The sequence below is a fragment of the Micromonospora sp. RP3T genome, assembly GCF_003027925.1.
Lineage (GTDB): Bacteria > Actinomycetota > Actinomycetes > Mycobacteriales > Micromonosporaceae > Micromonospora.
Genome location: NZ_PYPS01000002.1, coordinates 144,763 through 167,677, shown reverse-complemented (window position 1 = coordinate 167,677; position 22,915 = coordinate 144,763). Strand labels below are relative to the sequence as shown.

Annotated in this window: 15 protein-coding genes; 3 read left to right on the top strand and 12 right to left on the bottom strand. The window is 71.9% G+C overall.

Annotated features, from left to right (window positions below):
- Window positions 1-68 precede the first annotated feature (68 nt).
- The 3 genes from C8054_RS02625 to C8054_RS02615 form a co-directional block, all read right to left on the bottom strand.
- Entirely contained in the window at window positions 69-5,057 is a 4,989-nt protein-coding gene (locus C8054_RS02625) for a non-ribosomal peptide synthetase (RefSeq protein WP_158273785.1), read from the bottom strand.
- Between the two features lie 486 nt (window positions 5,058-5,543).
- Window positions 5,544-6,341, bottom strand: a complete 798-nt coding sequence (locus C8054_RS02620) for a hypothetical protein (protein ID WP_107155058.1) — start codon at window positions 6,339-6,341, stop codon at window positions 5,544-5,546.
- Window positions 6,342-6,406: 65 nt separating this feature from the next.
- Complete coding sequence (locus tag C8054_RS02615; RefSeq protein ID WP_107155057.1) at window positions 6,407-7,618, bottom strand: NAD(P)/FAD-dependent oxidoreductase; 1,212 nt, start codon at window positions 7,616-7,618, stop codon at window positions 6,407-6,409.
- Window positions 7,619-7,820: 202 nt separating this feature from the next.
- Here C8054_RS02615 and C8054_RS02610 point away from each other — a divergent pair, with 202 nt between their 5' ends.
- Window positions 7,821-9,491: a radical SAM protein gene (locus C8054_RS02610; RefSeq protein WP_107155056.1), complete on the top strand. Its 1,671-nt coding sequence runs from the start codon at window positions 7,821-7,823 to the stop codon at window positions 9,489-9,491.
- Window positions 9,492-9,503: 12 nt separating this feature from the next.
- A complete protein-coding gene (locus C8054_RS02605; RefSeq protein ID WP_107155055.1) occupies window positions 9,504-10,706 on the top strand; it encodes a pyridoxal phosphate-dependent aminotransferase in 1,203 nt (400 codons plus the stop codon).
- A gap of 309 nt (window positions 10,707-11,015) precedes the next feature.
- On the opposite strand, the gene C8054_RS33045 is transcribed toward C8054_RS02605, so the two are convergent.
- The 7 genes from C8054_RS33045 to C8054_RS02575 form a co-directional block, all read right to left on the bottom strand.
- Entirely contained in the window at window positions 11,016-11,147 is a 132-nt protein-coding gene (locus tag C8054_RS33045) for a hypothetical protein (protein ID WP_255562926.1), read from the bottom strand.
- Between the two features lie 310 nt (window positions 11,148-11,457).
- Window positions 11,458-11,667, bottom strand: a complete 210-nt coding sequence (locus C8054_RS02600) for an MbtH family protein (protein ID WP_107155054.1) — start codon at window positions 11,665-11,667, stop codon at window positions 11,458-11,460.
- Window positions 11,668-11,702: 35 nt separating this feature from the next.
- The gene (locus C8054_RS02595) at window positions 11,703-12,938 is read right to left on the bottom strand and encodes an acyl-CoA dehydrogenase family protein (protein WP_107155053.1); all 1,236 of its coding nucleotides are present in this window, start codon (window positions 12,936-12,938) and stop codon (window positions 11,703-11,705) included.
- 106 nt (window positions 12,939-13,044) lie between these two features.
- On the bottom strand, window positions 13,045-16,287 hold the full coding sequence (locus C8054_RS02590) for an amino acid adenylation domain-containing protein (RefSeq protein ID WP_107155052.1): 3,243 nt from the start codon (window positions 16,285-16,287) through the stop codon (window positions 13,045-13,047).
- Complete coding sequence (locus tag C8054_RS02585) at window positions 16,284-17,612, bottom strand: PLP-dependent aminotransferase family protein (protein WP_199199500.1); 1,329 nt, start codon at window positions 17,610-17,612, stop codon at window positions 16,284-16,286. Before C8054_RS02585 ends, C8054_RS02590 begins: the two co-directional genes overlap by 4 nt.
- Complete coding sequence (locus tag C8054_RS02580; protein WP_199199499.1) at window positions 17,591-18,826, bottom strand: enoyl-CoA hydratase/isomerase family protein; 1,236 nt, start codon at window positions 18,824-18,826, stop codon at window positions 17,591-17,593. Before C8054_RS02580 ends, C8054_RS02585 begins: the two co-directional genes overlap by 22 nt.
- An 80-nt stretch (window positions 18,827-18,906) precedes the next feature.
- A complete protein-coding gene (locus tag C8054_RS02575) occupies window positions 18,907-19,314 on the bottom strand; it encodes an SgcJ/EcaC family oxidoreductase (protein WP_107155051.1) in 408 nt (135 codons plus the stop codon).
- A gap of 201 nt (window positions 19,315-19,515) precedes the next feature.
- On the opposite strand from C8054_RS02575, the gene C8054_RS02570 reads away from it, so the two are divergent.
- The gene (locus C8054_RS02570) at window positions 19,516-20,880 is read left to right on the top strand and encodes an extracellular solute-binding protein (protein WP_107155050.1); all 1,365 of its coding nucleotides are present in this window, start codon (window positions 19,516-19,518) and stop codon (window positions 20,878-20,880) included.
- 48 nt (window positions 20,881-20,928) lie between these two features.
- Here the strand turns inward: C8054_RS02570 and C8054_RS02565 are convergent, their stop codons facing one another.
- Together C8054_RS02565 and C8054_RS02560 are read right to left on the bottom strand one after the other, a co-directional pair.
- Entirely contained in the window at window positions 20,929-21,747 is an 819-nt protein-coding gene (locus C8054_RS02565) for a cyclopropane-fatty-acyl-phospholipid synthase family protein (RefSeq protein WP_107155049.1), read from the bottom strand.
- Window positions 21,744-22,913 carry an epoxide hydrolase family protein gene (locus C8054_RS02560; protein WP_107155048.1) on the bottom strand — a complete coding sequence of 390 codons (1,170 nt, stop codon included), beginning with the start codon at window positions 22,911-22,913 and terminating at the stop codon, window positions 21,744-21,746. The genes C8054_RS02565 and C8054_RS02560 overlap by 4 nt, the downstream gene beginning before the upstream one ends.
- Window positions 22,914-22,915 lie beyond the last annotated feature (2 nt).

Here is a 22,915-nt window from a genome sequence, read left to right as displayed (position 1 = left end):
CCCCGACGGTGCACGGTGAAGCGCACCGGGTCCGGTGGAGCTCCACCGGACCCGGTGCGCTTCAGCCCTCACACGGCGCTGGCAGGCGCGCTGTGCCGGTCTGTGCCGGGCGGTGACACATAGCTGGTGACGCCGTTGACGGTGGGGTTGGCGAGGAAGGCTCTCAGCCCGATCTTGATGTCGAGCTGGTCTTCCAGCCGGGCCAGCAGGATGGCGGCGAGCAGGGAGTGGCCACCCAGGTCGAAGAAGTTGTCGTCGACGCCGACCCGGTCGACCCCCAGTGCCTGGGCGAACAGGTCACACAGCACCGACTCGCGGGCCGTGGCCGGATCCTGGCCGCTGGCCACGGCGCTGTAGTCCGGCGCCGGCAACGCACGCCGGTCCAGCTTCCCGTTCACCGTCAGCGGCAACGCATCCATCACCACCACCGCCGACGGGACCATGAACTCCGGCAGCGCCCGGGCGATCTCCTGCCGCGCCGCGGCCGCATCCACCCGACCACCGGGCACCGGCACCACGTACGCCACGAGCCGCCGGTCGCCGGGACGGTCCTCCCGGGCCACCACCGCCGCCTGGCCCACTTCCGGCTGCGCGACCAGCACCGCCTCGATCTCGCCCGGCTCGACCCGGAAGCCCCGGATCTTCACCTGCAGATCGACGCGTCCCACGAACACCAGCAGACCGTCGGCGTTCCACCGGACCAGGTCGCCGGTGCGGTACATCCGCTCGCCCGTCTCGAACGGGCACGCCACGAACCGCTCGGCGGTCAACCCGCGTCGGTTCATGTACCCCCGCGCCATGCCCGCGCCGGCGATGTACAGCTCGCCCGTCACGCCCACCGGCACCGGCCGCAGGCTGCCGTCGAGCACGTACAGCCGCATGTTGGCCATCGGGCCGCCGATCGGCACCGGCTGCGCCGCCTGCTCGTCCGAGAAGTCGGTCATCGCGTGCAACGTCGTGAACGTGGTCGACTCGCTCGGCCCGTACCCGTTCACCATCAGCACGCCCGGACACCGCTCGACCACCCGCCGCACCGCGGTGCCGGACACCGCGTCCCCGCCGACCACCACCATCCGCAGCCCGGCGAGCGCCGACGGCTGCTCCGCCGCCACCGCGTCGAACAGCGCCGACGTGAGCCACATGGCCGTCGGGGCCGCCCAGGCGATCACCTCCGCCAGGCGGGCGATGCTCATCTCCTCCGGCGGCGCCGCCACGTGCGTGCCGCCGCGCAGCAGCGCGATCCACAGCTCGTACGTCGAGATGTCGTACGAGTGCGGCGAGTGCACCAGCATCCGTTCGTGCACGCCCTCCGGCCACCCCGGATCCCGCACCATGTCCACCACGTCCTGGTGGGTCACCGCGACGCCCTTGGGCACCCCGGTCGACCCGGACGTGAAGATCACGTACGCCAACTGGTCCGGGTGGATCTCCGCGTCCCGGAAGTCCTCCCGTGCCCCGGTGGCGGCGTCCCCGGCGGTCGCCAGCAGGATCGGCGCCCCGTCCGGGCGTACCCGCTCGGCGAGCTCCGTCAGCTCCTCGTCGCACAGCACCGCCACGCTGCCCACGTCGCCGGCCACGAACGCGATCCGCGACTCCGGCCAGCTCACGTTGACGGGCACGTACACGCCGCCCGCCTTCAGGACCGCCAGCAGCGCCACCCACAGCTGCGACGACCGCCGCATCACGACGAGCACCCGCGACTCCGCGGTGACGCCCGCGTCCACCAGCATCGCCGCCAGCCGGCTGGACCGCTCGTCCAGTTCCCGGAAGGTCAGGCTCGTCCGGCTGTCGACCACCGCGACCGCGTCCGGGTTCCGGGCCACCTGCGCCGCGAACACCCCGGGCACCGTCGCCGCCTCCACCTCGAGGGCGGTGTCGTTCCACCGGTGCAGCACCAGCTCCCGCTCGGCCGGCGTCAGCAGGTCGAGTTCGCTGATCCGCCGGGTCGGGTCGGCGGCGGCCTGGCTCAGCAGTCGCGCCAACCGGCCACCGAGGGCGTGCACCGTCGACTCGTCGAACAGGTCCCGGGCGTACTCGAACGAGTAGCGGATCCCGGCCGGCGAGCCGTCGGCTTCGTACTCCGGGCGGAAGAACATGCTGAGGTCGAACTTGGCCGTCTCACCGGCCAGCGACTCGGCCCGCGCCTGAAGGCCCGGCACCTGCCACCGCTGGCTGGTGTCGTCGTCGATGGTGAGCATCACCTGGAACAGCGGGTGCCGCGAGGCGGACCGGACCGGGTTGAGCTCCTCCACCAGGCGCTCGAACGGCACGTCCTGGTTGGCGAACGCGGTCAGGTCCAGCTCCCGCACCCGGCCCAGCAGCTCGTCGAAGTTCGGATCCCCGGACAGGTCCACCCGCAGCACCAGCGTGTTGCCGAAGAACCCGACCAGATCGTGGAGCGCCTCGTCGGTGCGGCCGGCCACCATCGTGCCGATCGGGATGTCGGTGCCCGCCCCGGAGCGTGACAGCAGCATGGCCAGCCCGGCCTGCAACACCATGAACACCGTCACCCGGTTGGCGCGCGCCACCTCCTCGAGACCCCGGTGCAACCCGGCGTCCAGCTCCAGCCGGACCAGGCCGCCACGATGCGACGGCTGCGGCGGGCGCAGCCGGTCGGCCGGCAGGTCGAGCTGGTCGGGCAACCCCGCCAGCGCGGAGCGCCAGAAATCCAGCTGCCGCGCCAGCACACCGTCGGAGTGGCGGTCCTCGCCGAGCAGCCGGCGTTGCCACAGCGTGTAGTCGGCGTACTGCACCGGCAGCGGCGCCCACTCCGGCGCCCGACCCGCCAGCCGCGCCCGGTACGCCTCGCTCAGGTCCCGTACCAGCACCTCGGCCGACCAGGCGTCGCTGGCGGTGTGGTGCATCACCAGCACCAGCACGTGCTCGGTGGGCGCGGTCCGGAACAGCCACGCGCGCACCGGCAGCTCGCCGGCCAGGTCGAAGACGTACCGTACGGCCTGCTCCAGCAGGCCCGGCAGGCTGGCCTCGTCGGCCACCGCCATGGTCACCTGCGGCACCGCGACCGCGGCGTCCACCACCCGTTGGTACGGCTGACCGTCGGCGACCGCGAAGACGGTACGCAGCGCCTCGTGCCGACCCACCACGTCGCGCAGCGCGGCCATCAGCGTCTCCGCGTCCAGCCCGCCACGCAGCCGCCAGGCGAACGGCACGTTGAACAACGGGCTCGGACCGTCGTACTCGTTCATGAACCACAACCGCTGCTGGGCGAACGACAACGGCAGCCGCTCCGGCCGGTCCACCACCCGCGCCAACGGTGTGCGCGCGCTGCCCGCCGCCAGGAGCGACCGAGCCAGCGACCGGACCGTCGGATTCTCGAACACCACCCGGATGTCCAGCTCCACACCCAACACCGACCGCACCCGACTGATCAGCCGCGTCGCCATCAGCGAATGGCCGCCCAGGTCGAAGAAGTTGTCCTCGACCCCGACCCGATCAAGGCCCAGGACCTGCCCGAACAGCTCGCACAGCACGGCCTCCTGCGGGGTGGCAGGTTCCTGGCCGCCGGCCGAGGCGCTGAAGTCCGGTGCCGGCAGCGCCAGCCGGTCCAGCTTCCCGCTCACCGTCAGCGGCAGCGCGTCCAGCACCATCACCGCGGCCGGCACCATGTATCCCGGCAGCGTCCGGGCGGCCTCCTGCCGTAGCGCCGCCGGATCCACCTGGCCGCCGGGCCCGGGCACCACATAGCCGACCAGCCGCGGGTCGCCGGGACGGTCCTCCCGCAGCACCACCACCGCGCGGCCCACTCCCGGCTGCGCGGTCAGCACTGCCTCGATCTCGCCCGGCTCGATCCGCAGTCCCCGGATCTTCACCTGGTCGTCGACGCGTCCCAGGAACTCCAGCTGGCCGTCACCGGCCCACCGCGCCAGATCCCCGGTGCGGTACATCCGCTCCCCCGTGCCGAACGGGCACGCCACGAACCGGTCCGCCGTCAACCCCGGCCGATTCAGATACCCCCGCGCCAGCCCGGCGCCCGCGAGGTACAGCTCGCCGGTCACCCCCGCCGGGACCGGACGCAACCCGGCGTCCAGGACGTACACCTGGGCGCCCGGTAGCGGCCGGCCGATCGGAACCGGGCCGTTGTCCGGATCGGACCCGTCCGCCACCTCACCGGCGGTGGCGTACACGGTGGCCTCGGTCGGCCCGTAGGCGTTTACCACCCGGGCGCCGGGCACCGCCGCCCGTACGGCCCGCAGCACCGGCCCGGTCAGCGCCTCGCCCGCCAGCACGACCGTCTGCGCGGTCGTGGACGTCTCCGCGGCGGCCAGCACCCCCGCCATCGCCGAGGGCGCCGTGCTGATCAGACTCCCCGACCATCCGCCCTGCGCGAGGACCAGCACATCCTGCACCACCTCCACGCATCCGCCGCAGGCCAGCGGTCCGAACAGCTCGAACACCGACACGTCGAAGCTCAACGACGTCGACGCCAGCACCCGGCCGAACCGGTGCGCGCCGAATGTCGACGCCGCCCACGACACGAGCCATGCCGCCGAGTGGTGCTCGACCGCCACACCCTTGGGGCGGCCCGTCGACCCCGACGTGTAGATCACGTACGCCGGATGCCCGGGCAGCAGCGGAGCGAGACGATCCACATCGGACAACTCGGTGCCGGGCAGGGCGGCGATGGCGGTTCGGACCGCCGGGTCGTCCAACACGATCATCAGATCGCCGCTCCCGCCCGGGCGCGCGCCGTCCGACGCCGCGCCCAGCGCGGTCGTCGCCAGGGCGCGTGAGGTGAGGATGGCGGCGGGGGTGGCGTCGGCGAGCATGAACGCGATCCGGTCGGCGGGGTTGGCCGGGTCGATCGGCAGGTAGGCCGCGCCGGTCTTCAACACCCCCAGGACCGCGACGATCATCTCCGCGGACCGTTCCGTCGCCACGGCGACCAGCCGCCCCGGCCCGGCACCTCGCGTGACCAGGTACCGGGCCAGCCGATTCGACCTCGCGTCCAGCTCCGCGTACGACAGCGACGCGTCCCCGGACACCACCGCGACCGCGGTAGGGGTCCGGGCTGCCTGCGCCGCGAACAACTCACTCAAGAGCTCCTCCGCCGGAGCAGAGGAATCCGGCGTTACCTGGTCACTGACGCGCGTTGTCACGGCTGCTCCACTCACCCACGCTCGGCTTTGATTTGGCTGTCGAGTCACACGTCGGTCCAATGCTCTTTCGTACTTGCGGCAAGCTGCGCTGGTTCTCGTAGTCGCGAGAACCAGAAATGGGCATCGCTCGATCACACTGGTCGATGACCCAACATCACATTGTTTCCCCATCGGCGCATCTCCGGGAGTGCTCGCCCCCCGTTTACGTGAACGACGCCGTGGAACGCCTCGTCAGATTCATTCGGGAGAGGCGCAGCGCGCCGCGTCCACTTCTGCCGTACCTTTCGAAAAGCCGCCGGGGTCGACCCCCGGAAGATTGCTTTCCGCCACCCGCATCTGTCGGGCACGGCGTACTTTGATCAGCTTCCGGCGCAGAGGTGGGTCAGCCCACCGTGGTGGTGGTCCGGCACGGGATACCCCGGCCCGTCAGCGGGACCTGATGTAGGCGGCGACGTGCTCGGCCAGCTCGGCGGTGACCGGGCCGGCCGGATACGACGACGGCAGCGCCACGACGTCGTACGCGCTGCGGTCGAGGCCCTTGACCGCGACGGTCGACGGCGAGTCGGACAGCACCGTCACCGCCGCCCGCCCACCGGTCCGCCCGGCCCCGACGTCGTTGCGACAGGCCAGCAGGAACGCGAGCCAGCCCCGGTACCACACGAGCAGGTCGCCGAACGCGCCCATCGCGTCGGTGAGGTTCCGGCCGGCGGCCAAGGCGTTCATCTCGTCCCGGAAGATCTGCTCGATCTCGGCGACCACGTGCTCGGGATCCGCGTCGAGGTCCGGGCACGGGCGGGTCGTCCGGCCGAACTTGGCGGCGTATTCGCCGAACTTCTCGACGACCAGCTCGTCGTCCGGCCAGGCCGGCAGCAGCAGCACGGCGGTGACCGCGCGATCGGCCGCGAGCAGGTCGGCGACCCCCAGGGCGAGCGCCGAGGCGCTGCAGTGACCGACGACGAACGTGTGCCCGTCCTCGGCGCCGGACGTGCGGAACTGCTCGACACACTCACCGGCCAGTTCCGGAATCGACGCGTAACGGCGCTCCCCCATGAGCACGCCGATGGGGTCGATCTGGAACACCGGCTTGCCCTCGATGCTCTCGCTGAGCATCTGGCTCATGCGCGGGGCCGGCGACAGCGGTTGAAAGTCGGCGACCAGGATGGGGTCGCGGGCGCCGGCGCTGAGTCGCCGGAGGATCGATTCGTCGAGATCCACGTCGGTCATATCGTCCCTTTTCTCTGGCGCCGGGGATGCTGACCATGGTGGCCCGGCGGCGCGGCGAATTCTTATCAGCGCATGCCGTCCGGTAGGGACATGCGGGCCAGCAGCTCACGGGTGTAGAGCTCGTCCGGCGACCGGATCCCCGCGACCACGCCCAGATAGCGGTCGGTGAGGCTGGGCGAGTCCTGCACGACGCGCAGCGTGGCGATCCGTTCGGGGGCCGGGTCGAGACGCGCGGTCAGCAGGTTGGTCTGGTAGTTCGGCGTCAACAGCTCGTCGCGGGCGGCGGCGAAACGGGCGAGGGCGGCGTGCAGCCGGACCGGGTCGCCGAGGTCCCCGCCGAGCTCGCCCGCCAGCAGTTCCGCCTGCAGGAAAGAGTCGGTGATGCCGTGCGCGTTGATGGAGTCCTTGTGGTGCCCGGCGTCGCCGACCAGGGCCCAGCCCGGCCCGTACGCCTGCCGGAAGAAGTTGCGCTGGTCGCCGGTCCCGTACAACCGGTCGGCGGGGGTCGCGTCGGCCAGTTGCTGCCACAGGGCTGGCGCGGTGGTGGTGATCGTGGCCCGGTATGCGGTGAACGCGTCGTGCCGGACCCGGTCGAACTGGTCCTGCGGCAGGTATGCGGCGACCAACATGAGGTCACCGTGGGTCCGCAGCCCGGCCACCCAGCCGCCCGGACGCTCGTAGATCTGGAAGTCGGCCCCGGTCACGCCGGCCCAGAACGTGTAGTAGACGCACGTGAGGTTGGGGTGGTGGGCGTAGACGGGCGCGTCGACGAGCCTGGCCACCGTGGAGCGCATGCCGTCGGCGCCGATGACCAGGCGTGCCTTCTCGGTGATCTCGGCGCCCCCGTTCTCGCGCAGGCGCACGCCGGTGACCCGGCCGTCGTCGTCGTGGGCCAGCCCGGTGACGGACGTACGATCGCGCACCTCGGCGCCGGCCGCCGCAGCCGCCTCGGCCAGAATCGTGTCGAGTACGTACCGGCGGGGAGCGTAGGCGCCGTCGACGCCGGGCAGCGTCGGCGCGGGTCCGCTCACGCAGACGTCGGCCACGTGGTAGCTGACCGACCGCAACGGCGGGCAGCCGGACCCGCGGATCCGGTCGAGCAGCCCCCAGCGGGCGAGCCGCTCGACGCCGGGCTGGTGGATGTACAAGCCGGACAGGGTGTCGCTCGGAATCCGGGCGCGGTCCACCAGGAGCACCCGGTGTCCGGCCTGGGCCAGCAGCAAGGCAGTGGGCGCGCCAGCGCAGCGCGCCCCGACAACGACAACGTCATACGCCACGGCCCCATGGTCGGTCCGTGGGCATCACCCGAGCCAACTTCCATCGTGCCCCGAGCCGAATCCCGGCGAGCCCGCCGCAAGTTGCGAGAGGCGCCGCGCTCCCCGCCATGTCGACGATGGCCGTGGTCAGCCCTAAGGAGATCGAGACGATGAGTACGCGAGGAGTTCTTCCGCGAACGGCCCCGGACGAAGGGTGCCCAGCATGAAGATGAGCCTTCAGCCCCTGCAAGAACTCGTCGGCGCCGACCCTCGCTACCAGTGGGACTACTCGCGCCGGGGAACACCGGACCCGCTACGCCGGATCGGCTCGGTCTGGTATTTCGGACTGCCGCTCACGTCCGCGCACCGCGACGCCCACAACGCCGGCGACGTCATGGCCGCGGAACTGACCGCCGAGCAGCGTTACCGCAACGAGGGATCGGTGTATCCGCACGCCAGCCTGGTCGAGATGATCACCTATCAGCAGGCGTGGTTCCCGGACACCGACTGGCGCTACATCGACATGACGCACGTGCCGTGGCCGGAGGTCCGGGCCGCGATCAACGAGAACCCGCCGGACGTGGCGGCCTTCACTGTCTACACCGCCACCACGCTGTGGGCGATGATCGTGGCGGCCGAGATCAAGCGGGTGAACCCGAAGGCCGTCGTCGTGTTCGGCAACGACCACGCCGGCATCCTGTACAAGGAGACGCTGACCGGCAAGTACGGCAGCCGCCTGGTCGACTTCGTCAGCACCGGCAACAACGGCCCGTTCACGCTCATGGGCCTGCTGACCCACCTGGAGGGCGGCATCGACCTGACGAAGGTGCCGTCGCTGGCCTACCGGACGAACAGCGGCGAGGTCGTCAACCAGGAGGCGAGCACGTTCCCGCTGAACCGACGGATCCTGCCGGACTACCGGCTGATCCTGGACAAGCTCGAGCAGCACTACGACCCGGCGTTCAACGTCTGGTACGCCAGGCACTACGACCTCAAGCGCATGGTCACGGTCCCGCTCGACGGCGGCTGCACGTGGGGCAAACGGCCGGGCCGACGGTGCATGCACTGCTCGATCCAGGGCCTGACGCCCAAGACGGTCGACGTCCCGGCGGCGATCCCGGTGCTCGAGACCATCGTCGGGGACATCGGTGCGAACGTGTACGCGTGCGGCGACTCGACGCTCGGCTTCTCCCGCGAGCAGTGGGACGGCAGCATCTCGTACCTCAACGACATGGCCGAAGCGTGCGCCGCGTCGCCGATCCTGCGGGAGCAGCGCTTCATGCTCGCGTACGGGTTGGTGTACGAGTTCCTCGACTCCGCCGAGTTGTGCAAGGGTTTCGTGCGTACGTGGAACGTGGGGCTCGAGGCGTTCGACCCGAAGCTGCTCAAGGCCGACTCCAAGGGCATCAACAAGGGCCCGGAACGGATCGGGGAGGCACTGGAGCTGGCCCGGTCGCTCGACTACAAGCTGTTCGCCTCGGGCATCATGGGCCTGCCCGGCACGACGATGAAGAACCTGCGCGGCGAGGTGGACAGCTGGCTGTCCATGGCCGCCGAGTACAAGGACCTGATCACCAGCATCTCGGTCGCGGCACCCGGCATCATTCCCGGCTCGCGCATGTACTGGGACAGCTACAACACCCATCCCCAGGTACGCGCCTGGCACGGCGAGATCCTGCCGGCGCGACGGCTCACCGCGCTCTACGTCCACGAGAACACCGAGGTCGAGCTCGAGGACGTCGAGGCCGCGATCTCCGACCTGCGCAACGGCATCATCGAGCTGAACGGGCCCATGGAGCACATGAAGTTCGGCTACTACATGCTCGGCGGCCGGGACGAGGACGAAGCCCTGGAATACCGTCTCCTCGACGAGATCTGCGACCAGCTCGACTAGGAGGTATCGATCATGTCGGTCACGCCGGACCTGCGGCACGTGGTCAGGGCACCCGCGAACATTCCGGCCGGTGAGTCGGTGATCCGCGGGATGACACGCGCCTGCCTGGCCGCGAACGCCGTCAACCTGTCCCAGGGGATCCCGACCTATCCGCTGCCCCTGGCCCTGGAGGAGGCAGCCGTCGCCGCCATCCGATCGAACGACAACCAGTACACCTCGCCGCGCGGCAGCTGGCCGTTCCTGCAGGCGATCAGCGGGTTCGAGCAGCACCGCTGGGGCCTGCCGGAGCCGTACGACCCCGAGACGCAGATCTGTGTGACGTGCGGGGCGACCGAGGGCATGCTGGCCGCGCTGATGGCCGTGGCCGAGCGCGGGTCCAACGTCGTCGTCATCGAGCCCGCGTACGAGTCGTACACGGTCAACCTCCGGCTGATCGGCGTGGAGCCCCGCTACGTGCGGCTGAGCGGCCCGGACTGGCAGCTCGATCCGGCCGCCGTGGCCGCCGTCGCCGACCGCAACACCCGCGCGGTCGTCCTGAACTCGCCGCACAACCCCACCGGCCGGGTGTTCTCGGCCGCGGAGATGCAGGGCCTGGCCGACGTGTGCCTGCGCCTCGGCATCGTCGCGATCCACGACGCCATCTACGACGAGCTCTACTTCACGGCCGAGCGGCCGGCCCGGATCGCCGACGTCCCGGGCATGGATCAGCAGTCCATCACGGTCAACGCGCTGTCGAAGATGTTCTCCGTCACCGGCTGGCGGGTCGGCTGGGTGACCGGGCCGGCGCACCTCATGGAGCACGTCGCCCGGGTGCACGACTTCCTGACGATCGCCGCCCCGACGCCGTTCCAGGCGGCCGGGGCGGTGGCGCTCTCGTTGCCGGGGGACTATTTCGAGGAACTGCGTGCCGTGTACGGGCGGCGTCGGGACATCCTGGTGACCGGGCTCGAGAAGTGCGGCGTCGCGTTCGAGCATCCGGCCGGCGCCTACTACGTCATGTGCGACGCCTCGGCGTTCGCGCGTCCCGGCGAGAGCGAGGACGAGATCGCGAGCCGACTGCTGCACGAGGGCGGCGTCGGCGTCGTGCCCGGCCACTGCTTCTACGGCTCCGCCGACCGGGCCGGCGCGCCGCAGATCCGGATCGCGTTCGCGAAGGACGACGAGACCGTGGCCGAGGGCGTCCGCCGTCTCGGCGCCTACCTCGGCGCGGCCTGACCCCGGCTTTTGGGCACCGGATCGACCCGGCCGCCCGGCGCCGGCGCCGGATGGTCGACCAGGTGGCGGCCGCCGGGCCGGTCCGGGCCGGCACCGCGACCTGGCCGACGCCGGGCTGCGCGATCAGCGGTGCCTCGATCTCGCCGAACCCGACCCGGCAGCCGCGGACCGTCACCTGGTGGTCGGTGCGGCCCACGAGGACGGAACGCCGTCAACGGTCCACTGCCCCGGGTCGCCCGTGCGGTCCGTCAGTTCCGCGGCCCGGATCGGGCACGCCACGAACCGCTCGGCCCGTCAGGCCGCGCCGGATCAGGTAGCCGCCGGCCCGAGCCGGAGCCGCCCCGCCCGCACCGGCAGCTCGTCCGCCAGTCCGGCCACGTGCCGTGCGGCCCGGCCGAGCAGCACCGGCGCACCGGCGGGACCGGTGACGGCGACCGTCACGCACGGCACCGCCCCCGACACGTCCACGCCTGCTGGTACGGCGGCTCGTCGGCGACCGCGAACCCGGTACGCAGCGCCCGTGCCGGACCACCACGTCGCGTGGCGCCGCCGCCGGGGCTGCCGGGTCCAGCTCACCGGCAGCCGCCGGGCGTACGGGACGTTGCGGGTCGCCCTCGGGCCCGGTCCACCTACGACAGCAACAGCGCCCCGCACACCGCCGCTACCGCGTCCGGTGTGCGGGCCGCCTGCGCCGTGCGGCGCTCGCCGCGCGGCTACCGATCACCGCTGGGCGTCGGCACGACTCCTCCGCTCAGCCACGCTCGGCGTCGATGAGGCTCTTGGGCCGCATGTCGGTCCAGTGCTCCTCCACGTACTGCAGGCAGCCGGCACGTGAGTCCGCCCCGTACGCCGTGGCCCAGCCCTGGGGCACGTCGATGGTCGCCGGCCACAGGCTGTGCTGACCCTCGTCGTTCACGAGCACGAGGTACTGCGCGTCGGTGTCCTCGAACGGGTTCGTCATGGCATCTCTTTCCGCGCGTCGGTGTGAAAGGGGGATCAGCTGACGACGCTCTTGGCGAGCTCGCGCATGGCGATCGTGGGCAGCAGGATCGACAGGCCGGCGTGGGTGCGCAGCGTGGACAGGTCCCGCCACACGCGCTCCAGGCGTTCGCCGTGCTTGATCGCACTCGATCCGGCGGTGGGCAGGATGATCTGGTCCACCGCCGACCAGGCGATCGTGGCGACGTGCCGGCTGATGGCCGAGAGGCGCAGGTCCAGGTCCGGGGTAACCGCGGACGGTCCTCGGACGGCCGCGTCATGCCACTGCTGGACGCCGTTCATCAGCGCGGCCTCGGCGGTGCCGATCATGCCCACGGCTTCGCCGTACCAGACCTGATAGTCCGGATCCAGATAGCGGGGCACCACCGGCGGGACCAGCGTCGTGCGCTCGCGCAGCAGATGCTCGTACGCGTCGAGCGCTCCCTGCGCCATGCCCACCATTATCGAGCAGTTGAGGAAGTTGATGAACGAGAGCGGGCCGCCGCCGTACTCCGGATTGCCGTGCAGGGTCCGCCCCGGGGTGCCCGCCGTCGCGTCGTACTGGACCAGCTGCACGCCGGGCAGTCCCAGGTGCGGCGGGATGTGGACGTTCTCCATCGTGATGCCGTGCGAGCCGCTGCCCCGCATGCCCAACTGCTGTCCCCAGTCGTCCAGCCGCTCCCACTGGCTGCGCGGGGCGACGAACAGCAGCTGGGTGGGCGGCTTCCCGTCCTCGGCGGGCAGCATCGCGTGTCCCATGAAGTGCGTCCCGTACGGCGATCCGGAGCAGTACGGCCAGGTGCCGTTGACCGTCCAGCCGCCGCCGGCCGCGGGCACCGCCGTGCCCCTGGGGATGGCCGTGCCGGGGCAGATGAAGTCGCCGCCGGCGAACATCTCCTCCTGTGCCCGTTCGCCGAAGATGGAGGCGGCGACCTGCCCGTGCGAGGTCCCGAGGCCGAACATCCAGCCGGTCGAGCCGCAGCCGCGCGCCAAGGTGACGCAGACCCGGAAGAAGGTGTCGATCCCGAGCTCGTGACCGCCGTACCGGCGCGGCACCAGGATGCGGTAGAAGCCGTTGCGGGCGAAGCGCTCGTGGGTGTCCTCGGCGTAGAAGCCGCGGGCCTCCGTCTCGGCCTGCCGCTCGATGAGCTCGGGGACCATCGCCTCGGCACGCGCGATCATCTGGTCCGCGGTGACAGGGGTTTCGGAGGAGGCGGGGGCGTGACGTTCGGCGGTGTCTGTGTTCGCGGTCATTGATGATCCATCCCTGTGTAGTAGTGACCGGGTCACGGGGCGAGTCTCACCGTCGCCCGGCCGGGCTGGGCCTGCCCACTTCGGCCTTGCCCACCCGGGCCGGGCGTCAGCCCGTCCCGGCGACCGCGGACGCCAGGAGCGACCAGTCCATCGCCGCGCCGGGGTCCAGGGCCAGCAGGACGAGGTTGGTGTCCCGCCACTCGCGCAGCAGCTCGGGGTGGCGGCTGATGATCGTGTGTGGGCGGTGCTCCGGTGTGGCCGGTCCCGTCGGCTCCACCGCCAGTACTTTCGGCGCGACGCCGATGTGCTCACGCAGGTCTTCGGCCGCCTCGACCGCCATCGCGGCCAGATCGCCCCGGGCCAGCACCACGGCGGCGCCCGGCGCTTCGTGGGTGGCCAGCCGAGCGGCCACGTCCCGCGCGCGGCAACCGGAGACGTCGAGAATCGCGACCCGGAACCAGCGCTCGAACTCGGCCACGGCCGGGGCCGGCCAAGCCGTGTCGCCGCCCAGCAACGCCAGAGCGGGCCGGTCCTCGCGGCCGGTCCAGCGCAGCGGCCGGACGCCGGCAGCCAGCGGTTCCCGCCGGGGCGGGACCTCGCGGTCATCCGCGGCGCCGTTCGGCTGTGGGGGCCGGATCCGGGCCAGGGCCGTTCGGTCGACCTTCCCGGTGCTGGTCAGCGGCATCGCGCTCATCAGCGCGTACGAGGACGGCATCATGTATCTCGGTAGCGCCTGCCGGGCGTGCGCCGCGACCCGGGTCACCAGGTCCGGGCCGGGCTCCGGTTGCCGGGGCTGGAGGAACGCCACGATGCGTTTGCTGCCGCTGTCGTGGCCGGTCACCACGATAGCGGCATACGCGATCTCGGGGTGGCGGCCGAGGACGCTCTCGATCTCGTCCGGCTCGATCCGATGTCCACGGATCTTGACCTGGCGATCGTTGCGCCCCCGCAGTTCCAGCCGGCCGTCGGCGCGCCACCGGGCCAGGTCGCCGGTGCGGTAGAGCCGGCCGCCCGCACCGGTGGGGTCGGGCACGAAGCGCTCGGCGGTCGGCCCGGGCGCGCCGACATAGCCCCGCGCGACACCGGCACCGCCGATGTGCAGCTCACCGATGACGCCCGGCGGCACCGGCCGGTTCGCGGCGTCGCGGATCCGCAGCCACACGCCGGGCAGCGGGCGGCCGACCGGCACGACCGACGTCTGCGGCTCCCGCGGCAGCCGCTCGCACACGGCGTACATCGAGGCCTCGGTGGGCCCGTACGTGTGCCAGAACTCCTTGGTGCAGGCGGTCAGACGGCTGGCCAGTTCGGGTGAGACGACGTCGCCGCCGCACGACACGGTCAGCCCCGGGTCCCCCGGCCAGCCGGTGGCGAACAGGATGTGCCACGTCATCGGCGTGGCCTGCATGATGTCGGGCCGATGACGGGCCAGCACGACCTGCAACTGCGAGCCGCTGCGAGCCTGGGCGGTGGTGGCCAGGATCGTCCGCCCGCCGCTGGTCAGCGCGAGATACAACTCCAGCATCGCGATGTCGAAGGAGATCGTGGTCACCGCCAGCAACGACCGTCCGGGCCGGAAGTCGAGCAGTTCCCGGGTGGCCACCAGGCAGTTGGCCAGGCCGCGGTGGGTCACCCCGACGCCCTTGGGACGGCCGGTCGACCCCGAGGTGTAGAGCACGTACGCGAGCGATTCCGGGTGGGGCCGTCCTCCGTCCGGCTCCGGGTCGGCCGCCAGCAGGCCGGACAACGGGATCACGGGAGCACCGAGCGCGCTCACCTGGTCGTCGGGCAGCGCACCGTCGCCGATCACCGCCCCGCATCCGCTGTCGCCGACGATATGGGCCAGACGCTCGACCGGGTGGCTCGGATCCATCGGCACCGCGGCCCGGCCGGCCCGGGCGACGCCGAGCAGGATCGCCGGCAGCTCGACCCGGCGGGCCACGAGGATGCCGACCGGCGACGCGGGTGGGAGCTCCAGCGCCCGCAGCCCGGCGGCGATCCGGCTCGCCGCGTCGTCCAGCTCCCGGTAGGTGCGGACGGCGTCGCCCAGGATCACCGCCGGCTCGCCGGGCGTCCGGCCGATCCACTCGCCGACCAGGTCGACCACGGTGTGGCCGCCGCTGACGGACGGGGTCGGCGCCTCCCACGCCGCCAATCGCGCCCGGTCGTCCGGGTGGATCACGTCAAGGTCGCCGATCGGCGCGGCCGAGCCCCTGACCAGGTCCCGGATCAGGGTGGTGTAGCTGCGTCCCATCCGCTCCAGGGTCTGCTCGTCGAACAACCCGACCGCACCGCGCCACGCCCCGACGATCAGGCCGCCCCGCGGGGCGACCTCGACCTCGAGCTCGTACGGCGAGTGCGCGGCCGGCAGGTCGACGTCGCACGCCTCCCGGCCGGCCCAGGTCGCCGGCCCGGGGTCGGGGTCGAACCGGAAGCCGACCTGGAGTTCGGCCCCGGCGTGCCGATCCGGCCGCGATGCTCGGGACAGCAACAGGTCCAGGGCGTCGGGGTGGCGGATCGGGTGGGCCGCCGCCGCGTGTTCGGCCCGGACCGCGTCGGCACACGGGATCCGCGGGCCGAGGACGTACGGGAGGATCTGGATGTCCTCGGGTGTGACGACGGCCTCGCCGGGGTGGCCGGCCCGGGGCGAGCCGATCAGGATGTCGCGCTCGCCGGTCTCGCGGAAGAGAAGCACGCGCAGGGCGCACCGCAGGACCGAGGCGACCGGAACGCCCACGTCGGCGGCGAACCGGTGCAGGAGCGCGGTGTCGCTCTCCCCCAACGACCACGCCGCCGTGATCGACCGGCCCCGGCTGCGTCCGGGCCCGCGGCTGGTGGGCCACGTGATCGGCTGACGCGGCTCGATGGCGGTCGGGCCGTCCTCCGGCACGGCGAGGGGCGCCGCCGGCTGACCGCCCAGCTCCCGCAGCAGGCGTGCCGCCGCGGATCGGCCGCCCACCGCGGCGTGCAGGGTCAGGACCACAAGCGTCCGGCCGTCCTCCACCGGGTACACGCCGACCCGGAACCCGGGTCGCGCGCGCAGATCGAACCGACGGCTCGCGTCCGCCGCGGCCGCGGCGAGCGCGGTGGCCAGCGGTCGCGTGGCGCCGGCGACGACCTCCGGTGGCCCGCCGTCGTCCGGGACCAGGCGCGGCTCGCCGCCGGCGTCATCGAAGCGCTGCCGCAGCGCGGCGTGGCGACGGCGCAGGCCGGCACACGCCGCAGCCACGGTGGCCGGATCGATCTCACCCGCGACCAGAACGGCCCGGCTGTGCTGCAGGCCGCCGGCCCAGAAAGTGGTCTGCTCGGCCTGGAAGAGCGCGAGCCGGTCGACCAGGATCCGCTCGCTCATCGGCGGTTCCCGGGCAGCGCACCGACGAAGCCGGCCAGCCGGGCCACGCCGTCGACGATCTCGGTGTGCTCCAGGGCGGAACAGGACAGCCGGATCCGGCGCTCCCCGCCCGCGCCGAGGTAGAAGCCGCGCATCGGGGTCCAGAGCACACCGAACGTCTCCGCGGAGTAGCGCAACAGCGCGTCATCGGCCTCGACCGGGAGCTCCATCTGCACGAAGTAGCCCCCCTCGGGCGCCTGCCAGCGAACTCGGGCATCGGGCCGGTCCGGCTTGCCGAAATGGTGGACCAGCCGTTCGAGCAGGACGGCGCGGTTGCTCCGCAGCTGCTCCGCCTTGCGCCGGCCGAGCGCCGCGAGGGACCCGCCGTGCTCGATCAGGAGCCCGCCGATCACCGCCTGGGCCAGCGGGGACGTGTTGAGGGTGACCGCGTTCTTGCCGGCGGCGATCATGGTGGCCAGGCGCACCGGCGGCCCGAGACGCGACTCGACCCACTGGTCGGCGACCACGTAACCCACCCGGGCGCCCGGCACCGCGACCTTCGAGAAGGTTCCGGTGTGCACCACGCGGCCCTCGCGGTCGAGCGACTTGAGGCTGGGAAGCCGATCATCCGCGGCGGCCGTGAAGGCGTAGGCGTTGTCCTCGACCACGATCAGATCGAGGTCCGCGGCCGTCTCCAGCAGCCGGTGCCGGGCGGCCAGGGTGAGCCGGCTGCCGGACGGGTTGGCGAAGTCCGGCGAGACGTACAGCGCGCGGAGGCGGCGCCCGGCCGCCCTCTCCCGCGCCGCCGCCACGCGGAGCGCGGCCAGGTCAGGGCCGGCGCCGTCGTCGGGCACCGGGTGGATCGGGATGGCCAGCGCCTCGGCGGCGGCGGTCACGCCGACGTACGACGGATCGGGAACCGCCAGCACCGAACCCGGCGGGTGCAGCGCGAGCAGGGTCAGGAACAACGCCTCCTGGCATCCGACCGTCATGACGATCGACTCGGGCTGGACGTCCAACGCCTCGTCGGCCCGCAGCGCGGCGGCGACCAGATCGTTGATGATTCCCTGGCTCGGGCCGTACTGGAACAGCTGCCGGCGCACCGCTTCCGCGCTGAGCCCGGCGGCCCGCCGGGCCGCGACGAAGGTGTCCAGGAGCGGGCCGACCTCGACGTCGGCGAAGAAGGGCTCGTACGGGGCGCCCGGGGCGAACGAGATCGCTGCCGGGAACTCGGCCACGATCTCGTTGAGGAAGGTCATGGCCGCCACCTGCCGGCTCGACACGCTGCGATGCAGGTCGTCGACGTGCAGGCGCGCCCCGGCGGTCAACGTTGCCGTTTCGTCCACTGCTGCTCCAACCGATGCAGTACGTCCGGGCTGTACAGGCGCCGCGCCTGCACCTCGGCGAATTCGGCGAGGTAGCTCCGCAACTGGTCCTCGGGTTCCTCGAAGGCCGTGATCATGTGCCGGTTGGCCACCACAGCGGGACTGTCCATGGCGCGCACCGCCCGGCCGATCGCGTCCTCGATCGCGTCCTCGGCCACCACGGCGTCGCAGAGCAGCGTCGCGAGCGGGTCGCGGGCGTCGATCCGCCGGCCACCCAGCAACATCTGCCGAGCCACGCGAGCGCCGAGGGTGCGGCCGAGCCGGAGGTTGGCCGCGCCGGGCACGATGCCCTCGGCCGCTGCCGGCAACGTGAAGTAGGCCTCGTCCGAGCTGATCACGTAGTCGAACGTCAGCATCAGCTGGAAGCCGCCGCCGATGGCGAACTCGTCGATCACCCCCACCCACGGCTTGCCGCCCCGGGCGGCCGGGTCGTCCGCCTGCTCGGGATCCCACAGGCCACGTCGGATCTTGCTCAGGTAGCCGACCTCGCGCTGCAGGATGAACCCCAGAAACGGGATCTGCCCCGCGCGCAGCAGGGTCAGGTTGATGCCCGGGCAGAAGACCCGCCGGCCGGCGTAGCGCGGATGCGTCATGACGCCGCCGCGCACCAGGCCCACGCGCACGCCCGGATCGAGCAGGGCCAGGTCCACCGCGACTTCCAGCTCCTGGCCGAGCACCGCGTCCTCGGCGTTGAGGTAACGCTGGTTGGTCAGGGTCAGCTCGGCCACCCCGTCCGTCCGCCGCACCGACACCACCGACATGTCGAGGAGGCCGGTCCGCTGGAACTCGGGCAGCCGCGCGCACGCTTCGGCCGTCGGACGCCGCTGCGATCGCAGCAGGTCGCCACCCGCGCTCGATCCGAACAGAGCGGAGCAGACGATGCCCTGATCGACTTCGAGGCCTTCCTTGGCGCTCTGCCGGCGGCCACGCTCGACCTCCATCGCCGCCCGGTCGGGAGCCAGGCCGGGAACGATGCGGGCCAGGTCGTCGGCCATCTCGGTCAGGGAGCGCCGGTGCCGGCCCGAACCCATCACCTCCCGACCGAGCTGGTCCGCCTGAACCGCCAGGAGCCGGCGCCTCGCCGCTCGAGCGTGCTCGTGGGCCTCGCTGGCCAGGGCCCGCTCGTCCGGGCCGCGCTCGGCCGGCGCGGGCAGCGCCGCCACCAGGTCTTCCACGCGCGCGGCGGCGTCTCTGACCTCGGCCCGCAACCGGTCCGAAACGACCGGGGCCGCCGGCGTGACAGATGCGCTCACGGTCAGTCCCGTGGGCAGTTCTGGTAGACCGCCAGCTGCCACCGGCCCTCGCGCTTGACGAGAATCCACGAGGCCCGGATGGCCGCCTTGTCCGACAGCTCCGTCTCGCCGGGCGCCAGCACGCCACCCTCGGTGAGCACCGCGACGGCGCCCTCCCCGAGCACCTTGACGTCGATCGGCGTGCCGGTGACCCGCGTGCCCCGGTACGGCCCCGCGTACCCCGCGGCCATGAACTCCCGGATCTGGTCGCGGCCCTTCCGATACACACCGGGCAGGATCAGCGTCCCGTCCGGTGCGAACAGATCGGCGAAGGCATCGGTGTCGTGGGCGGCCCAGGCAGCGATCATGCGCGCGGGAAGCGCCTGGATGTCGGCCATGTCGGTGCTGGGGATGGGCGGTGCGGTGGACATGAGAATCACCTCTCGTTCGAGGGCCGGAAACCTCTGCCCGAGACGTTTGCACGCCCTGCGGGTGCCCACATCTTGCGAAGTGCTGCCACCCGCTCAAGCAGACTCCGCCCGGCCGGCTGAGCAAGCGCGGAGTCGCCGCCGGACGGGCTGTGCTGTGACGGTGGCGGGACCTGTGCCCCCTTTCGCCGCTGGAGGTCTCGCATGGCAGTCCATTCCCGTTCCGGTGACGGTGCGGACGACCCGAGGAAGAAGAGAATCGATGTCTGGCTGACCGATCCGACCAAGTGGGCGACGGACGCCGTGGACGTCGCCCTGTCGGCGGCGGAGGAGTTCAACCAGGCGCACCCGGAGTATCACGTCGTCGTCACGCGGTTCGACTTCCAGCAGATGCCGGCCGAGGTGGCCCGGGCGGTCGAGCAGGGCACCGTCCCCCACGTCGTCGAATACCACGATGCCGTCACCCGGGTCGCGCTCGACACCCTCGGGCCGGACGGATCACCGCTGTTCACGCCCATCGGCCCGGCCATCGCCGGGCGCACCGAGATTCTCGGCGAGCCCGTGGTGCTGGGCGACATGATGCCGGCGATCCGCGACTACTTCGGCTACGCCGGCGAGCAGATGTCGCTGCCCCGGACGGCCTCCACCATGGTGCTCTTCGCCAACATGGACCTGCTGGCCAGGGCGGGCGTGGCCGAGCCACCGCGCACCTGGCGCGAGGTCACCGAGGCCTGCCAGGCACTCGCGAGGATTCCCGACGGCCCCGCGCACGGCATCACCTGGCCCAACTTCTACTGGCCCTTCCTGCAGGCGGCCGCGCAGCAGGGCGCGCTGATCGCCGATCACGACAACGGCCGGTCGGGCCGGGCCGAGCGGGTCGACCTGGCCTCGACCGCGATGCTCGCCTACGTCGACTGGTGGCGGGGCCTGCACCGGGACGGCCACTTCCGCTACTCAGGGGAGATCCGGGATTTCCCGGACTGCTTCGCCGCGTTCGAGAATCAGGAGGTGGCGTTCATGCTCAGCTCCTCCGTCGACGCCTCGCACATGCTGCGGCGGGGAGAGCGGAACGGATTCACCGTCGGGGTGGGTCCGCTGCCGCACAACGACGAGGTGCCGATGGCCGGGAACGTGCTGGGTGGCATGTCGCTCTGGCTCGCCGCCGGCCTCGACCCGACCGAGCAGGACGGCGCGCTCGCCTTCATGCAATACCTGGAGAACCCGCGCAACGCCGCTGTCTGGGCCCGCGAGCACTACCGCATCCCGGTCACCCGGGCAGCCGCCGACCTGCTCGTCCGCGAGGGCTGGCCCCCGCACCTGCGGGTGGCCGGCGACCAGCTCGAATCGGCGGACGGTTCCCCGGCGGCGCTCGGACCCCTGCTCGGGGGGCACGCCGAGATCATGAGCGAGCTGACCACCGCGATGCATGATGTCCTGGTCGGCGGGGCCGAACCGGTCGCCCGGTTCCGCGAGGCGAACACCCGGGCACAGAAGATCCTCGACGCCTACAACGCGTACTGCGCCGGACCGCCGCGGCGCAGCCCCGACCTGCTGGTCGTCAGCATCTGAACGCCGAGTGCGCCGTCCCGGCCCAGGCCGGGACGGCGCACCCGCGCCTCAGCGTCGGTACGGCTTGCGGGCGGACACGATGACGTACCCGACCTGGTCACTGCGCGCCGCGAAGAAGCCCATGGTGTTGCTCGAGAAGCTGGCAACCGCGTCCTCGCCGAACTTCGCGATCACCTCGGCCCGCCGCTCCATCGCGGCCTCCAGGAACTTCGCCTTCCGGCCGTAGACCCGGGGACCGCACTGGGTGTACTCCTCCACCTCGAAGCCGGCCGCCCGGACCCGTTCGAGCCACTCGGCCGTCGACGGCAGGGCGGTCAGCTTTATGCTGGCCATGAATGCGGCCAGCCGCCGCGGGTCGCGGTCCGACTCGCGGCTGAAGTCGGACAGGGTGAGCCGGCCGCCCGGGCGCAGCACCCGGAACAGCTCGCGCAGCACCTGGTCGAGGTCCAGCGCGTTCTGCAGCGACTCCATCGCCAGCACCGCGTCGAACGTGCCGTCCGGGTAACTCAGCCGCATGAAGTCGCCGTACTCGAAGTGGGCGAGGCCGCTGACGCCGCTCTCCGCGGCCCGTTGGTTCGCCTTCTCGACCTCGAACGCGCTGACCGTGACGCCGGTGACCCGGACGCCGAGCTCCCGGGCCAGGGCCACCGCCGTCTTGCCGGGACCACAGCCCGCGTCCAGCAGGTGCTCGCCGGCCCGCAGGCCGAGCGTGTCGCTCACCTTGCGGCTGATCCGCTCGATCGCCTCGGGCAGGGTCGCGGGGTCCTCCCGGTCGTACCAGTAGTACATGTGGACCTGGCCGTCGCGGAACTCGGCCTCGATCGGCGACCGCTCGTCGTAGTGCTGACCCATGTCGGTGGGGTTCATCGGGTCACCCCTCTCAGCGAGCGGGCGAACCGGCGGATGTCGCCGACCAGCAGCTCGGGCTGCTCCAGGGCCGGGAAGTGCCCACCACGGTCGAACTCGGTCCACTGGCTGAGCGTCGGCAGGATCGGCTCGGCGAACCGGCGGACCGGCCGCACGGCGTCTCGCGGGAACGACGCGACGGCGACCGGCATGGTCAGCGGCCACGGCCCGCCCCAGGTGCGGACGAAGTCCTCATCCACATGGGAACATTCGTAGTAGAACTGGGCGCTGGAGCCGGCCGTGGCAGTCAGCCAGTAGATGGTGACGGCGGTGAGGATGTGGTCGCGGCTCACCGCGTCCTCCGGCGCCTTGACCGAGTCGGTCCACTCCTTGTACTTCTCAGCGATCCAGGCCAGCTGGCCGACCGGCGAGTCGGTCAGCGCGTAGGCGAGGGTCTGCGGCCTCGTCGACTGGATCTTCTGCCATCCCATGCCGTCCTGGATGAACCGCAGGCCGAAGTCGAGCCGGGCCAGGTCGGCGTCGTCCAGGCCGACCATCGCCGCCGGGTCGGGCGGCGGGAGCGCCACGAACATGTTGACGTGCACGCCCACGACATGTTCGGGGTCGGCCAGACCGAGCCGCAGCGAGATCGGCGAGCCCCAGTCCCCGCCCTGCACGAAGTAGCGCTCGTAGCCGAGGCGGTGCATCAGCTCTTTCCAGGCGAGGGCCACCCGGCCGGTGTCCCAGCCGGTCTGCCCGGTCGGACCCGAGAAGCCGAAGCCGGGGATCGACGGGATGACGAGGTGGAACGCGTCGGCCGGGTCGCCACCGTGCGCGACCGGATCGGTCAGCGGACCGATGATGTCCAGGAACTCGGCCACCGTCCCCGGCCAGCCGTGGGTCAGGATGAGCGGCATTGCCCCGGCCTCGGCCGACCGGATGTGCATGAAGTGCACGGTCGTGCCGTCGATCTCGGTGAGATGGTGCGGGTACGCGTTCAGCCGGGCCTCGACCGCCCGCCAGTCGAACTGGGTCCGCCAGTAGTCGGCCAGCTCCTTCACGTACTCCAGCGGCACACCGCGGTCCCAGCCGACACCGGGAATCTCGTCCGGCCAACGGGTGTGGTCGAGACGACGGGCCAGGTCGTCGAGATCGGACTGCGGGAACTCGATGCGGAACGGGCGCATCC